This is a genomic window from Blastococcus xanthinilyticus (genome assembly GCF_008124835.1).
GTDB classification, from domain to species: domain Bacteria; phylum Actinomycetota; class Actinomycetes; order Mycobacteriales; family Geodermatophilaceae; genus Blastococcus; species Blastococcus xanthinilyticus.
On the sequence record NZ_VNHW01000013.1, the window covers coordinates 70,418 to 84,945 of the forward strand.

The 14,528-nt window shown below is 75.0% G+C and carries 13 protein-coding genes and 1 tRNA gene; 10 read left to right on the forward strand and 4 right to left on the reverse strand.

The genetic code is table 11. The features are described 5' to 3' along the window. The first annotated feature begins 48 nt into the window (after positions 1-48). The 6 genes from BD833_RS18210 to BD833_RS18235 all read left to right on the forward strand — a co-directional run bounded on the left by BD833_RS18210 (position 49) and on the right by BD833_RS18235 (position 4,677). Positions 49-531, forward strand: a complete 483-nt coding sequence (locus tag BD833_RS18210) for a CarD family transcriptional regulator (protein WP_166534563.1) — start codon at positions 49-51, stop codon at positions 529-531. 38 nt (positions 532-569) lie between these two features. After that, positions 570-1,238: a 2-C-methyl-D-erythritol 4-phosphate cytidylyltransferase gene (ispD, locus tag BD833_RS18215; RefSeq protein ID WP_166534564.1), complete on the forward strand. Its 669-nt coding sequence runs from the start codon at positions 570-572 to the stop codon at positions 1,236-1,238. Beyond that, positions 1,235-1,777: a 2-C-methyl-D-erythritol 2,4-cyclodiphosphate synthase gene (ispF, locus tag BD833_RS18220; protein ID WP_243737781.1), complete on the forward strand. Its 543-nt coding sequence runs from the start codon at positions 1,235-1,237 to the stop codon at positions 1,775-1,777. The genes ispD and ispF overlap by 4 nt, the downstream gene beginning before the upstream one ends. Further along, on the forward strand, positions 1,774-3,177 hold the full coding sequence (gene cysS / locus BD833_RS18225; RefSeq protein WP_166534565.1) for a cysteine--tRNA ligase: 1,404 nt from the start codon (positions 1,774-1,776) through the stop codon (positions 3,175-3,177). Before ispF ends, cysS begins: the two co-directional genes overlap by 4 nt. Then, positions 3,159-4,154 carry a 23S rRNA (guanosine(2251)-2'-O)-methyltransferase RlmB gene (gene rlmB, locus BD833_RS18230; protein ID WP_243737782.1) on the forward strand — a complete coding sequence of 332 codons (996 nt, stop codon included), beginning with the start codon at positions 3,159-3,161 and terminating at the stop codon, positions 4,152-4,154. Before cysS ends, rlmB begins: the two co-directional genes overlap by 19 nt. Positions 4,155-4,248: 94 nt before the next feature. Beyond that, positions 4,249-4,677, forward strand: coding sequence for a CBS domain-containing protein (locus BD833_RS18235; protein ID WP_166534566.1), 429 nt, complete (start codon positions 4,249-4,251; stop codon positions 4,675-4,677). Between the two features lie 24 nt (positions 4,678-4,701). On the opposite strand, the gene BD833_RS18240 is transcribed toward BD833_RS18235, so the two are convergent. From BD833_RS18240 to BD833_RS18250, 3 genes are all read right to left on the reverse strand, one after another. Beyond that, positions 4,702-5,982: a DUF445 domain-containing protein gene (locus tag BD833_RS18240; protein WP_166534567.1), complete on the reverse strand. Its 1,281-nt coding sequence runs from the start codon at positions 5,980-5,982 to the stop codon at positions 4,702-4,704. 41 nt (positions 5,983-6,023) lie between these two features. After that, positions 6,024-7,283 (reverse strand): S1C family serine protease, encoded by a 1,260-nt coding sequence (locus tag BD833_RS18245; RefSeq protein ID WP_166534568.1) that lies wholly within the window; start codon positions 7,281-7,283, stop codon positions 6,024-6,026. Positions 7,284-7,388: 105 nt separating this feature from the next. Then, positions 7,389-8,162 carry an ABC transporter permease gene (locus tag BD833_RS18250; RefSeq protein WP_166534569.1) on the reverse strand — a complete coding sequence of 258 codons (774 nt, stop codon included), beginning with the start codon at positions 8,160-8,162 and terminating at the stop codon, positions 7,389-7,391. 156 nt (positions 8,163-8,318) lie between these two features. On the opposite strand from BD833_RS18250, the gene BD833_RS18255 reads away from it, so the two are divergent. From BD833_RS18255 to BD833_RS18265, 3 genes are all read left to right on the forward strand, one after another. Next, complete coding sequence (locus tag BD833_RS18255) at positions 8,319-8,990, forward strand: hypothetical protein (RefSeq protein WP_166534570.1); 672 nt, start codon at positions 8,319-8,321, stop codon at positions 8,988-8,990. An 89-nt stretch (positions 8,991-9,079) separates the two neighbouring features. Then, entirely contained in the window at positions 9,080-10,540 is a 1,461-nt protein-coding gene (locus BD833_RS18260) for a 3' terminal RNA ribose 2'-O-methyltransferase Hen1 (protein ID WP_166534571.1), read from the forward strand. After that, positions 10,537-13,095, forward strand: coding sequence for a polynucleotide kinase-phosphatase (locus BD833_RS18265; RefSeq protein ID WP_166534572.1), 2,559 nt, complete (start codon positions 10,537-10,539; stop codon positions 13,093-13,095). The genes BD833_RS18260 and BD833_RS18265 overlap by 4 nt, the downstream gene beginning before the upstream one ends. A gap of 130 nt (positions 13,096-13,225) precedes the next feature. Here the strand turns inward: BD833_RS18265 and BD833_RS18270 are convergent, their stop codons facing one another. Continuing rightward, the gene (locus BD833_RS18270) at positions 13,226-14,056 is read right to left on the reverse strand and encodes a hypothetical protein (protein WP_208092753.1); all 831 of its coding nucleotides are present in this window, start codon (positions 14,054-14,056) and stop codon (positions 13,226-13,228) included. A gap of 392 nt (positions 14,057-14,448) precedes the next feature. On the opposite strand from BD833_RS18270, the gene BD833_RS18275 reads away from it, so the two are divergent. After that, positions 14,449-14,521 (forward strand) — tRNA-Thr (locus BD833_RS18275). Positions 14,522-14,528 lie beyond the last annotated feature (7 nt).

The window sequence follows — 14,528 nt, forward strand, 5'->3', positions numbered from 1 at the left end:
GTCAGTGTCCCGTGCTAACCTTGGGTCAGCGAAAGGGGTCACATCCACATGGGCTTCACTGTCGGCGAGACCGTCGTCTACCCGCACCACGGTGCCGCGCTCATCGAGGCGATCGAGAAGCGGACCGTCAAGGGCGAAGAGAAGGCCTACCTCGTGCTGAAGGTCGCCCAGGGCGACCTCACCGTACGCGTGCCGGCCGACAACGCAGAGATCGTCGGCGTCCGTGACGTCGTCGGTCAGGAGGGCCTGGACAAGGTCTTCGAGGTGCTCCGTGCTCCGCACACCGAGGAGCCGACCAACTGGTCGCGCCGCTACAAGGCCAACCTCGAGAAGCTGGCCTCGGGTGACGTGAACAAGGTCGCCGAGGTCGTGCGCGACCTGTGGCGTCGCGACAAGGACCGCGGCCTCTCCGCCGGCGAGAAGCGGATGCTGTCCAAGGCCCGTCAGATCCTCGTCAGCGAGCTCGCGCTCGCCGAGGGCACGAACGAGGACAAGGCCGAGATCCTGCTCGACGAGGTCCTCGCCAGCTGAGCTGGCAGCGCCTCTCCAGAACGAACCGAACCGCTCCCGTGCACGCTGTCGCGATCGTCGCAGCGGCCGGGAGCGGTTCGCGTCTGGGGGCCGACCTGCCGAAGGCGCTGGTCCCGCTCGCCGGCCGCCCGCTCGTCGCCTGGGCCGTCGAGGGCCTGCTCGCCGGCGGGGTCGCCGAGGTGCTGGTCACCGTGCCGCAGGACCAGCGCGCCGCCTTCGCCGCCGTCCTGCCACCGGAGGTGCGGCTCGTCGGCGGCGGGGTCACCCGCACCGCCTCGGTGCGGGCCGGCCTGGCTGCGCTGCCGGCCGACGCCGACGCCGACGTCGTCCTCGTGCACGACGCCGCCCGGCCGCTGACCCCGCCCGACGTCGTCGCCCGCGTGCTCGCCGCGCTCGCCGGCGGCGCGGCGGCCGTCGTCCCGGTGCTCCCGGTGGTCGACACCACCGTGCTGGTCGACGACGCCGGCCGGGTCGCCGACGCCCCGCCGCGGGAGCGCCTGCGCCGGGTCCAGACGCCGCAGGGCTTCGATCGGAGCGTGCTCGCCGACGCCTACGCAGCGCTGGCCGAGGACGCCGAGTTCACCGACGACGCCGCCGTGGTCCGCGCCGCGGGGGTCCCCGTCGCGACCGTCGCGGGTGACGAGCGCGCCGCGAAGATCACCGTGGCCCACGACCTCGCCGTCGCCGAGGGGCAGGTGGCCCGGTGACGCTGCCCGAGCTGCCGCGGGTCGGCATCGGCACCGACGTGCACCCGATCGAGGCGGGGCGGCCCTGCCGGCTGGCCGGTCTGGAGTGGCCGGACACCGACGGCTGCGCCGGTCACTCCGACGGCGACATCGTCGCCCACGCGCTCACCGACGCCGTGCTGTCGGCGGCCGGGCTCGGTGACATCGGCGGTCTGCTGGGCACCGACGACCCCCGGTGGGCGGGAGCGCTCGGCGCGGACGTGCTCGTGCACGTGCGCGAGGTGCTCGCCGCGGCCGGCTGGCGGGTCGGCAACGCGTCGGTCCAGCTGATCGCGACCACGCCCAAGCTCGGGCCGCGCCGGGGTGAGGCGGAAGCCGTGCTCACCGCGGCGCTCGGGGCTCCGGTCAGCGTGACCGCCACCACCACCGACGGACTGGGGCTGACCGGCCGCGGCGAGGGGCGGGCGGCCGTCGCCACCGCCCTCGTGGTCCGGACGGGGGAGGCGGCCGCGGAGACGGCTCCGCCGGCGGGTGCGCCCTCCGTAGACTCCCCCCAGTGAGCCTCCGCCTCTTCGACACCGCAGCACGCGCGGTCCGGGACTTCGTCCCCCTGCGCCCGGGCGAGGCGTCGGTCTACGTCTGCGGGCTCACCGTCCAGGGCCCGCCGCACGTGGGGCACGTGCGGAGCGCGCTCGCGTTCGACGTCCTCCGCCGGTGGCTGACCGCGCAGGGGCTCGACGTCACCTACGTCCGGAACGTCACCGACATCGACGACAAGATCCTGGCCAAGGCGCAGGCCAACGGCGTCCCGTGGTGGGCGTGGGCCTACGACAACGAGCGGGCCGTCACCCGCGCCTACGACGTCCTCGGCGTCCTGCCGCCCACCTACGAGCCGCGGGCGACCGGGCACGTTCCCGACATGGTCGAGCTGATGGACCGCCTGATCGAGCGCGGTCACGCCTACGCCGTGGACGGCGACGTCTACTTCGACGTCCGCTCGTTCCCGGAGTACGGCGCACTGACCGGCCAGAAGCTCGACAACCTCGAGCCGGCCGCGGACACCGAGACCGACGAGCGCAAGCGGGACCCGCGCGACTTCGCGCTCTGGAAGGCCGCCAAGCCCGGCGAGCCCGGGACCGCCTCCTGGCCCACGCCGTGGGGGCGGGGCCGGCCGGGCTGGCACCTGGAGTGCTCGGCGATGGCCGAGCGCTACCTCGGCGCCGAGTTCGACATCCACGGCGGCGGCCTGGACCTGCGCTTCCCGCACCACGAGAACGAGCAGGCGCAGTCCCGCGCGGCCGGTGACGGGTTCGCGCAGTACTGGCTGCACAACGGCTGGGTCACCCTCGGCGGCGAGAAGATGAGCAAGTCGCTGGGCAACACCGCCCTGGTCGACGAGGTGGTGCAGCGGGTCCGCCCGGTCGAGCTCCGCTACTACCTGGTGGCGCCGCACTACCGCTCGACCGTCGAGTTCACCGACGCCGCGCTCGAGGAAGCCGGGGCGGGCTACCGGAAGATCGAGTCGTTCGTGAAGCGGGCGGCGGAACGGGTCGGCGCGGACGCCGGCGAGGCCCGGCGCGCGCCGAAGTTCGACGCCGCCCTCGACGACGACCTCGGCACCCCGGCGGCGGTGGCCGCGATCCACGACGCGGTCCGCGAGGGCAACACCGCGCTGGCCGACGGGGACGACCAGGCGGTCGCGGGGGCGCTGGGCTCGGTGCGCGCCATGCTCGGCGTCCTCGGGCTCGACCCGCTCGACCCGCAGTGGGCCACCGCCGGTGGCGACGAGCAGCTGACCCGGGCGGCCGACGGCCTCGTGGGCCTGGCGCTCGAGCAGCGGCAGGCGGCCCGCGCACGCAAGGACTTCGCGGCGGCGGACGCGATCCGCGACCAGCTCGCCGCCCTCGGCGTCTCCGTCGAGGACACCCCCTCAGGACCCCGATGGGAGCTGACCTCCTGATGGCCGGCAACAGCCAGCGCCGCGGCCGCACGACGGGCGCGGGGAAGAAGACCGCGACCGCCGGCACCGGCGGCAAGAACCGCCGCTCGCTCGCCGGCCGCGGGGCCACCCCGCCGGCCGCGGAGCGCTACGGGCACCCCGCCCAGCGCAAGGCCCAGGCCGCCGAGCGGCAGCGCACCGACCGGGCCCGCGCCCGCCAGCGCGCCGAGGAGTCACCGGAGCTGCTGCTGGGCCGCAACCCGGTCGTCGAGGCGCTGCGCGCCCAGATCCCGGCGACGGCGCTCTACGTCGTCACCGGCGACACCACGCGCGGCGGCACGGACGAGCGGATCACCGAGGCGCTGGCCCTCGCGGCCGACCGCGGCCTGCCGCTGCTCGAGGTGGGCAAGGGCGAGTTCGACCGGATGTCCCAGGGCGCGCTGCACCAGGGCATCGGCCTGCAGGTGCCGCCGTACGAGTACGCCCACCCCGAGGACCTCCTCGACATCGCCCACGACTCCGGTCGCGCCCCGCTGCTCGTGGCGCTGGACGGGGTCACCGACCCGCGCAACCTGGGTGCCGTGGTCCGCTCGGCGGCCGCCTTCGACGCCCACGGGGTGGTCGTCCCGCAGCGGCGGGCGGTCGGGATGACCGCGTCGGCCTGGCGCACGAGCGCGGGTGCCGCGGCGCGGCTGCGGATCGCCCGCGCGGTGAACCTGCCGCGGGCCCTGGGGACCTACCAGGACGCCGGGCTGCAGACCGTCGGCCTGGCCGGCGACGGCGACGTCGACCTGCACGACTACGACGGCTTCGCCGACCCGGTCGCGCTCGTCGTCGGCGCGGAGGGCACCGGCCTGTCGCGGCTGGTCCGGGAGAAGTGCGACGTCGTCGTGCGCATCCCGATCGGGCGGGACACCGAGTCGCTCAACGTCAGCGTCGCCGCCGGCATCGCCCTGTACCAGGCCGCGCTGGTCCGCGGCTCGAGCGCGGCCCGGTAGCTCCCTCGACCGGCGCGGGGCGGTCCGGACGCCGGACCGTTGCACCCACGCGGGGGCAGGAGCACACTCCCGGCACCGGCCCCAGGAGGACAGCGTGCGCATCAGCCAACTGCTCCGCAGCAAGGGTCCCGAGGTCGCCACCATCGACGGGTCCGCGAGCATCCGGTCCGCCCTCCAGGTGCTGGTCGAGAGGGGGATCGGTGCGCTCGTCGTGTCCACCGACGGCCGCCGGATCGACGGCATCGTCTCCGAGCGGGACGTCGCGCGCGGGCTCCACGACCGGGGCAGCGAGCTGCTCGCGCACCCCGTGTCCAGCGTGATGACGACCCAGGTGCACGTCTGCCCGCCCGACACGACCGTGGACGCCCTCGCGCGGACGATGACCGACCACCGGGTCCGGCACGTCCCGGTCGTCGCGGACGGTGCGCTGGTCGGCATCGTCTCCATCGGCGACGTCGTCAAGGCCCGGCTGGACGAGCTGGAGGCCGAGCGCCAGCAGCTGGTGGACTACATCCAGAGGTGAGGCGCGAGGCGACCTCGGCGTGGGTCAGCCGAGGAGCTGGGCCACCGTGTAGATCACCAGCCCGGCGAGCCCGCCGACGACGGTGCCGTTGACCCGGATCCACTGCAGGTCCCGGCCCACCTGCAGCTCGATGCGGCGGCTGGTCTCCTCGGTGTCCCAGCGGGCGACGGTGTTCCCGACCAGCTCGGCCAGGTCGCCGGAGAAGCGCTCCACCAGGTAGACCGCCGCGCGCCGGCCCTGCTTCTGCACCAGCTCGCGCACCCGGGAGTCGCTCTGCAGCAGGCGGGCGCCCTCGGTGATCAGCCCGGCGACCCGGGTGCGCAGCTCCGACGACGGGTCGGCGGCGGCGGCGAGGACGGCGTCCTTGGCCTGGCTCCACAGCGAGCCCGACCAGGTGCGCACGGCGGGGTGCGCCAGCAGCTCCGCCTTGAACTCCTCGACCCGGGCGGCCGCGGCGGGGTCGGTGCGCAGGGCGTGCACGTAGGCCCGCAGCCGGGCGTCGTAGGAGCGGCGCAGCTCGTGCCGGGGGTCGGAGCCGACCTCGGTGAGGAAGCCCTGCAGACCGGCGAAGACCCGGTCGAACACGCGGTCGTCGACCCAGTCGGGCACCCACGCGGGGGAGGCGTCGCCGAGCTGGGCCCGGAAGACCAGCCGGTTCTCCTCGAGGAAGCGGGCCAGGCCGCGCAGCCCCGCGGACAGGACCTCCTGGTGCCGGTCGCCGTCGACGACGAGCTCCAGCGCCCGGGCGACCGCCGGCGCGGCGGGGGTCTCGTGCAGCTTGCGCTCGACGAGGGCGGCGACGGCCGGCCGGAGGTCGTCGTCGCGGAGCAGGTCGCCGAGCCCGGAGAGGGCGACCCCGGCGTCCCCGGCCAGCCGTTCGGCGCGGCCGGGTGCGGCGAGGAAGGTCCCGAGCCGGCCGGGGAGGTCGATCGTCTCGAGGGTGTGGTCGACGACCGCGGCGGTCAGGAAGTTCTCCTGGACGAAGGCGCCCAGGCTGGTGCCGATCTGGTCCTTCTTGCGCGGGATGATCGCGGTGTGCGGGATCGGCAGCCGCAGCGGGTGCCGGAAGAGCGCGGTGACGGCGAACCAGTCGGCGAGCGCGCCCACCATGGAGGCCTCGGCGGTGGCCCGCACGTAGCCGACCCATGCGCCGGCCTCCTCGCCCACCAGCACGCAGCCGAGGAACACCGCGGCCGCGAGCAGGAACAGCCCGGTCGCCAGCCGTTTCATCCGGGCGAGGTCGCGGGCCCTGGCCGGGTCGTCGAGCGAACCGGCCAGGGGAGCGGTCAGCGGGGGAGCGGCCACCCGGCCCAGCGTAGGGACCCGGTCCGGGCGGCCGCGGGGGGTCAGCTGGTCTCGCCCAGGGTGACGTCCACGGTGCGCTCGTCGCCGGCGCGGCGGATCGTCAGCTCGACCGTGGCACCCGGAGCCTGGCTGCGGATCGCGGCGGTGAGCTCGGTGGAGGTCGTCACCGGCCGGTCGCCGACGGCGGTGACCACGTCACCCGCCTGCAGCCCGGCGTCCGCCGCCGCGGTGCCGCTGGTCACCGTGGCCACCTCGGCCCCGGTGCCGACCTCGCGGTTCTGGTCGTCGGCGGCCGTGGTCGCCTCGACCCCGAGCAGGGCGCGGGTGGCGCTGCCGGTCTCGATGATCTGCTGCGCGACGCGCTGGGCGGTGTTGCTCGGGATGGCGAAGCCGACGCCGATGTTGCCGCTCTGCGACTGGGCGCCCGGAACGCCGGAGGCGACGGTGGCGATCGCGGTGTTGATGCCGATCACCTCGCCGGCCCCGTCGACCAGCGCGCCACCGGAGTTGCCCGGGTTGATGGCGGCGTCGGTCTGGATGGCGTCGAGGGCGGTGGCGTCGTCCCGCGTCGAGCCGGTGGCGACCGCCCGGTCGGTGGCGCTGATGATGCCGTCGGTCACCGTGTTCGACAGGCCCAGCGGGGCGCCGATGGCGACGGCGATGTCGCCGACCTGCACCGAGTCGGAGTCGGCGAAGGTGGCCGCGGGGAGGTCGTCGGCCCCGTCGATGCGGACCACGGCGAGGTCGAAGCCCGGGTCGGTGCCCACGACCTGGGCGTCGTACAGGGTGCCGTCGGCGGTGCGCACCTGGACGCTGCCGGTGCCGCCGCCGTCTCCGGCGACGACGTGGTTGTTGGTGAGCACGTAGCCGTCCGCGGTGAGGACGACGCCGGAGCCGCTGCCCGCGCCGGTGCCGGTGTTCACGTAGACGGTGACCACGCTCGGCGCGGCCTTGGCGGCCGCGGCCGTGGCGGTGGTCGCCCGCTCGGGGTTCTCGATGGTCACGCTCTGCGCCGACGCGCTGGTGCCGCTCCCGGCGGCGGGCTCCTCGACCAGGGCGACGACGCCGGCCCCGGCGCCGCCACCGATCAGGGCGCCGGCGACGAGGCCGGCCAGGCCGATGCGCAGCCGTCCGCCGCGGCGCGGCTCGGGGCGCTCGGGAAGGGGGGCGGTGGGGGAGGGCAGGCCGCCGTAGCCGGGGTAGGTGGGGGGCGCGATCGGCTGGGGCGTCGTCGGCTGCTGGGGTGGCTGCCAGGCGAACTGCTGGCCCGCGCCGGGGTACTGGTGCTGGTGCTCGCTCACTGGTGGTCCTCTCCTCGCGCAGCCGGCTGCGGCTGCTGCGTCGCTACCCACTGTGCGACCGTCCTCTGGCCCAACGCTGGAGGCAGGCTGTGAGCTTCCTGGGTGCTACCGCGGCACGGGCAGCAGCCGCCCGCGGGCCACGAGCTCGGTGACCGCCCAGACGGCCAGCACCTCGGCGGCCAGGAGGCCGATCAGGACCAGCAGCTGGGCGGCTCCCGCCTCCAGCGGGGTGCCGCCACCGAGCAGCACGCCCACGAACGCCCCGGGCAACGTGACCAGCCCGACCGTGCGGGTCTGGTCGAGCGGCGGGACCAGCGCCGTGCCCGCGACCGGCCGGGCGACGAGGAGGACCGCGTCCCGCGGGAGCAGGCCGAGGGCGAGCGCCGCCTCGACCTCGCCGCGCCGGGCGGCCAGCTCCTCCCGCAGCCGCCGCCCGGCCAGCGAGGTCGCCGTCATCGCGCCACCGATGAGGATCCCGGCGATGGGGATGACGGCCTCCCCGCGCAGCGGGACGGTGCCGCTGGCCAGCACCAGGGCGACGACGGGCGCGGCGCCTCCGGCGACCGGCAGGGCCACCGCGGCCAACCGGCCGGCGTTGCCCGGTGAGCGGAGCGGCCGGTCGGTGGTGCGGCTCGTCGCGGTGACCGTTGCGACGCTGACCATGAGCAGCACGAAGGCGGCCGACAGCCACAGCGACTCCACGACGACCAGGAGGACGGCGGAGACGACGCCGAGCTGCACGGTCGCGCGGGCGGCGGCCACGAGCACGGGCCGGTCCTCACCGAGGCCGGAGAGCCGCCCGCCGGCGACCGCCAGGGCGGTCAGGGCGACGAGGACGACGGCGAGCCGGTAGTCGACGTCCACCACGGAGGAACCCACGTGCGCCGATCCTGCCCGGCGCCGCCGCCGGCGGGGGCGGCGGGTGACCGATGCGTCGCAGCCCGTGCATCCGACGGGTCCGAACGGGGTAGTGCCGTGCGCGGGGGCCCGGGCAGTCCGGCCGTCCGCCGTTCCGTCCGCGCCGTGGAGGCTGCCGTGCACGCCCGTGGTCCACTCGTCCGGTTCCTCCTCGGCCTCGGCCTGGCCTGCGCCGCCGTGGTCGCCGTGGTCGGCGGCATCGCGCTGCGGGCCCCTGGCCTGGTCGCCGTCTGCGTGTCCGGCGCGCTGGCCGGCTTCGTCGCCGCCGGCGTGGCACGGGAGACGGCCGGGCCCGACCGTCGGTCGCCCGTGGAGGCGGGCGTGCAGGCCGGCGCCGTCGCGATCGGGGCGCTGCTGGTCGTGAGCGGCACCGCCGTGCTCGCCGGTGGGGTGGCGGCGCTGCTGATGGCCGGGGCGCTCGCGGCGGGCTGGGCCGGGTTGCGCTGGTTGGCCGACCGCCGGGTGGCGGCGTCGACGGCCCGGCCGGCATGGCCGGCGGAGGCCCCGGCGCGGTCCACGCCCGGTCCGGCGGTGGGCGGCCTGCCGACCACGGCCCTCGTCGAGGAATGGCTCAGGACGGGAGCCCAGCTGGGCGGGCCGCTCGCCCCGGCGGCGCGGCAGCGCGTCGTCCTCCGGCGGGCGCAGGTGCTCGACGAGCTGGAACGCCGCGATCCGGCCGGCTTCGCCCGCTGGCTGGCCGCCGGTCCGCTGCACGCCGGTGATCCGGCGGGCTTCCTCCGCAGCGAGCCGCCGCGCGCCGCTCCGGGTACCGAGGCCGAGGCGGCCTGAGGTCGAGGGCTCCTCGTCCTCGAGGGTGGGCGCGGGCGGAAACCCGCAAAGGTGGTCGACTACGCGACGGTGTTCGGTGAGACTCGGGCGTGCTCGTCACCCTGTCCACCACGCACGCGCCCGCGACCGACCTCGGCTTCCTGCTGCACAAGAACCCGGCGCGGGCCCAGCAGGTCGACGTCTCGACCGGCAGGGCGCATGTGTTCTACCCGGAGGCGGACGAGCACAGGTGCACCGCGGCGCTGCTGCTCGAGGTGGACCCGATCGGCCTGGTGCGCACCGCCCGGGCCGGCGGGGACGACGGCGCGCTCGCCCAGTACGTCAACGACCGGCCGTACGCGGCGTCCAGCCTGCTGGCCGTGGCGCTGGGCAAGGCGTTCTCCAGCGCCCGCCGCGGGGTGAGCAAGGAGCGACCGGAACTGGTCGACGTCGCTCTGCCGCTGGAGGTGCACATCCCCGCGCTGTCGTGCCGCGGTGGGCCTGCGATGGCGCACCGGTTCTTCGCCCCGCTGGGCTGGCAGGTGGCGGCGACGGCGGTGCCGCTGGACGAGACCCTGCCGGAGTGGGGTGAGTCCCGGTACGTGGACCTGCGGCTGGCCGGGGAGCTGCGGCTGGCGGACGCGCTGAACCACCTCTACGTGGCCCTGCCGGTGCTCGACGACGCGAAGCACTACTGGATCGGCAGCGACGAGATCGAGAAGCTGCTGCGCGCGGGCAGCGGCTGGCTGGCCACCCACCCCGAGCGCGACCTGATCACGCGCCGGTACCTGGGCCACCGGACCGCGCTCAGCCGCCGGGCGATCGAGCGGCTCGCCGAGGTCGACGACGCCGACCCCGAGGTGCTGGACGACGCGACCGCGCCGCCGCTCGCGGCGGCCGGCGGCCCGCAGGCCGCAGACGGCGAGGACGACTCGGCCGACCGGCCGGTTTCCCTGGCGCTGCAGCGGCACGGTGCGGTGCTGGCCGCGCTGCGCTCGGCGGGCGCGCAGCGGGTCATCGACCTCGGCTGCGGCTCCGGTGCGCTGCTCCCCGCGCTGCTCTCGGAGCAGTCGTTCACCGAGATCCTCGGCGTCGACGTCAGCGCCCGGGCGCTGGAGGTGGCCGCCCGGCGCCTCCGGTTCGACCGGCTCCCGGAGCGGCAGCGGGCGCGGATCACGCTGCTGCAGAGCGGGCTGACCTACACCGACGCCCGGCTGCGGGGCTACGACGCCGCGGTGCTGATGGAGGTCGTCGAGCACCTCGACCTCGACCGCCTGCCGGCGCTGGAGCACGCCGTCTTCGGTGCCGCCGCCCCGGCCACCGTCGTCGTCACCACGCCGAACTCCGAGTACAACGTCCGCTTCGCCGACCTCCCGGCCGGCACGTTCCGGCACCGGGACCACCGGTTCGAGTGGACCCGTGCGGAGTTCGCCGACTGGGCCACCGCGGTCGGCGACCGGTACGGGTACACGGGGCGGCTGCTCGGCGTCGGGGACGACGACCCGGACGTCGGGACGCCGACGCAGATGGCCGTGTTCACCCGTGGCGCGGCGACGGAGGTGGCGGCATGACCGAGCCGACCGAGGAGCGCCCGGCCAGCGAGCCGCGCACCGTCGTCGTCCCCGAGCTCGCTCTGGTCGTCCTGATCGGCGTGAGCGGCTCGGGCAAGAGCACCTTCGCCCGCCGGCACTTCCGCGGCACCCAGGTGCTCTCCAGCGACTTCTGCCGTGGCCTGGTGGCCGACGACGAGAACGACCAGGCGGCGACGCCGGAGGCGTTCGCCCTGCTGCACCACATCGCCGGGGTCCGGCTGCGCGCCGGCCGGCTGACGGTGGTCGACGCGACCAACGTCAAGCGGGAGGACCGCGCCTCCCTCGTGGCGCTGGCGCGCGAGCACGACGTGCTGCCGGTGGCGGTCGTCCTCGACGTGCCGGAGGGCGAGTGCCTGGCCCGCAACGCCGCCCGGCCCGACCGCGACATCGCACCGGGGGTGATCCGGCGGCAGCGGTCGGACCTGCGGCGCGGGCTGCGCGGGCTGGGCCGCGAGGGCTTCCGCAAGGTGCACGTGCTGGACGGCACCGAGGAGATCGACCGCGCGGTCGTCAGCTACGAGAAGGCCTACAACGACCGCCGCGAGGACACCGGCCCCTTCGACGTCATCGGCGACGTGCACGGCTGCCGCGCCGAGCTGGAGGAGCTGCTCGGCGAGCTCGGCTACGAGCTGCGCCGCGACGAGCACGGCCGCCCGGTGGACGCCGAGCACCCGGCCGGACGCCGGGCGGTCTTCGTCGGCGACCTCGTCGACCGCGGGCCGGACTCACCCGGCGTGCTGCGCCTGGTCATGGGCATGGTCGCCGCCGGGCACGCCCTGTGCGTGCCGGGCAACCACGAGAACAAGCTGGTGCGCGCCCTGCGCGGGCGCAACGTGCAGATCACCCACGGCCTGGAGCGCACGCTGGCCCAGCTCGAAGGGGAGGACGACGACTTCCGCCGCCGGGTCGAGGAGTTCTGCTACGGCCTGGTCAGCCACTACGTGCTCGACGGCGGAGCGCTGGTCGTCGCGCACGCCGGGCTCAAGGAGTCGCTGCAGGGCCGCGCCAGCGCCCGGGTGCGGGACTTCGCCCTCTACGGCGAGACCACCGGGGAGACCGACGAGTTCGGTCTGCCGGTGCGCTATCCGTGGGCCACCGAGTACCGCGGCCGCGCGATGGTGCTCTACGGGCACACGCCGGTCCCCACGCCCGAGTGGGTCAACAACACGATGTGCCTCGACACCGGCTGCGTCTTCGGTGGCCGGCTCACCGCGCTGCGCTACCCCGAGCGCGAGCTGGTCGGCGTCGCGGCCGCGCAGACCTACTACGAGCCGGCCCGCCCGTTCCTGGTCGAGGGGGAGGCCGCCCCGCTGTCCGAGCCGCGGCGCCGGGACGACGTCCTCGACGTGGCCGACGTCCTGGGCAAGCGGGTGGTCGAGACCCGGCTCGCCGGCCGGGTGACCGTGCGCGAGGAGAACGCCGCGGCGGCGATCGAGGTGATGAGCCGCTTCGCGGTGGCGCCGGAACAGCTGCTTTACCTGCCGCCGACCATGAGCCCGTCCGCCACCTCCAGCCGGCCGGGGCTGCTGGAGCACCCGGCCGAGGCCTTCGCCTACTTCCGCGGCGAGGGCGTGGCCGAGGTCGTCTGCCAGGAGAAGCACATGGGCTCCCGCGCGGTCGCGCTGGTCCGCCGGGACGGCAGCGGTGTGCTGCACACCCGCACCGGCCGGTCCTTCTTCGGCGCCGAGCTCACCGCCGCGTTCCTGGGCCGGCTCGGCACCGCCGTGGAGAAGGCGGGACTGTTCGCGGAACTCGACTCCGACTGGCTGCTGCTCGACGCCGAGCTCCTGCCCTGGTCTGTCAAGGCCGGCGACCTGATCCGGAGCCAGTACGCCGCGGTCGGTGCCGCCGCGCGCACGGCGCTCCCCGCCGCGGTGGCGGCGCTGGAGCAGGCGGCCGCGCGGGGGCTCGAGGTGGGGGAGGTGCTCCACCGCCAGCGGCGGCGGGTCGCCGACGCCGAGGCGTTCACCCAGGTGTACCGGCGCTACTGCTGGCCCACCGACGGGCTGAGCGGCGTCGCCTTCGCGCCCTTCCAGCTGCTCGCCTCCGCCGGCGCGACGTACTCCGACCGACCGCACGCCTGGCACCTGGCCATCGCCGACCGCCTCGCCGAGGCCGAACCCGAACTCGTCCGCGGCACCCGATCGCTCACCGTCGACGTCACGGACCCGACCAGCGAGGCCGCGGCGACGGCGTGGTGGGAGGAGATGACCGCGGCCGGCGGCGAGGGCATGGTCGTCAAGCCGGCGGCCAACCTGTCCCGCGGGCGGCGCGGTATGGTGCAGCCCGGCCTGAAGGTCCGTGGTCGCGAGTACCTGCGGCTGATCTACGGCCCCGACTACACCGAGCCGCAGCACCTGGAGCGGCTTCGGGAACGGCAGCTCGGCCGCAAGCGAGGCCTCGCCCTCCGGGAGTACGCGCTCGGCCTGGAGGGGTTGGAGCGCCTCGCCCGTGGTGAGCCGTTGTGGCGGGTCCACGAGTGCGTCTTCGCCGTCCTGGCGCTGGAGTCCGAGCCGGTCGACCCCCGGCTCTGACGGTGTCGACCGCACGACGCTGGGAGCGGGCGCTCGGGGTCGTCGTCGTGTGGCACGCCTTCGGTTCCTCTCTCGGCAGTTCGCGCTGGAGGCGGTCAGCGGTCGGCAGCACTCCGAGCCTGACTGGGCGTCAACCCTCACCGCTTGTCCGGCGTACGGCCGGCTGTGCGCGGAGGGTGCGAAGCGCCGACACCTGCTCAATCGTCGCCAAGCTCGCGCCCATCGCCACGAGGGCCAGCAGCTGCAGCGGCCGCCCGGTCTCGGCTGCTGCTTGCAGCTTGTGGTGGCCGTCGAGCAGGAAGTGCGTCAGCCCCCAGTGCTCGTAGTAGTCGGCGCTCTGGTTGTCCATCGCGGGCTGCGCCACGTCGAGCGTGGACACGGCCACTGCGGTAGGCGCCGAGGTAGCCGCCAACCTACGAGCGTGTTCGGCCACCCGATCTTGCTCATTCCATGAAGGCGGCGTCATCGGCACGACGAACTCGAAGAGATGTGCGCCCTGACCCACTGACGTCTCGAAGGTGCGGTAGTACGGCGTTTGTGGGAACTCCGGTAGCCCCCAGAACGCCGAAAGCCCCCAGGTGGCGACCTGCTCTTCGGCGAAGTAGTCGCCCTCTCGCATGGGGAGGATGAGGCGAGGGGTCATCGGCAACAGCAGCGGCAGGTAGTCGTCGTCTGGGAGCAGCGCGGAGAAGGCCGCGACGACGTCCGAATCGAACCCCGAGATCCCGTTCGTCAGGCGGTCCTGCAGTTCGTCAACCGACAGCGTGGTGTTGGCGCCCTCGAGACGACGGAACAAGAACTGGCACGTGCCGCACGAGAAGCTCAGTTCGAAGGCGGGCTCGCCGTCCACGCTGAGCACTCGCCGACCGGCCCAGGCGCCGGCAGCCTTTGCCTCCTCACCGAAGCGCAGGCGCGAAGAAGAGGAACCCAACCGGGCGACCGGTCCCGAGGACATTGGCACGCCCGGACGCTACTGGCCAAACAGCGACAGCCCCGGCAAGCGGCCCACATCACGACGTGCTCGTGAGCGATGACCCCGAGTGCAGCCGAGCCGGCGTCCGCTCCGGAGTTTCGATGGCCGTGCTGGCGCCTGTTCCGAACGCCCCAAGGACCTGATGTTGCAGGGCGAACGGGTCGGTGCCGGCGATGTCAGCGCCCTCGATGAGCGTGGCGAAGCCAGTGACGTAGTCGGCGTCGCACAGCCGCAGTGAGCCGGCGCTAAGGCCGGCTCGCGGCCGAGGTCGGCGAGGGCGACCGCCTCGCGGATCTGGCCGCCGCCCGCGTGTGCGCGGACGCCGCGGAGTCCTTCCCAGCGCTGTCCCTATCCTTGTCCCGAGACCTGTTCCCAGGTCCGCCGGCGTGGCGCAATTGGTAGCGCACCCGACTTGTAATCGGGCGGTTAGGGGTTCGAGTCCCCTCGTCGGCTCACCCGC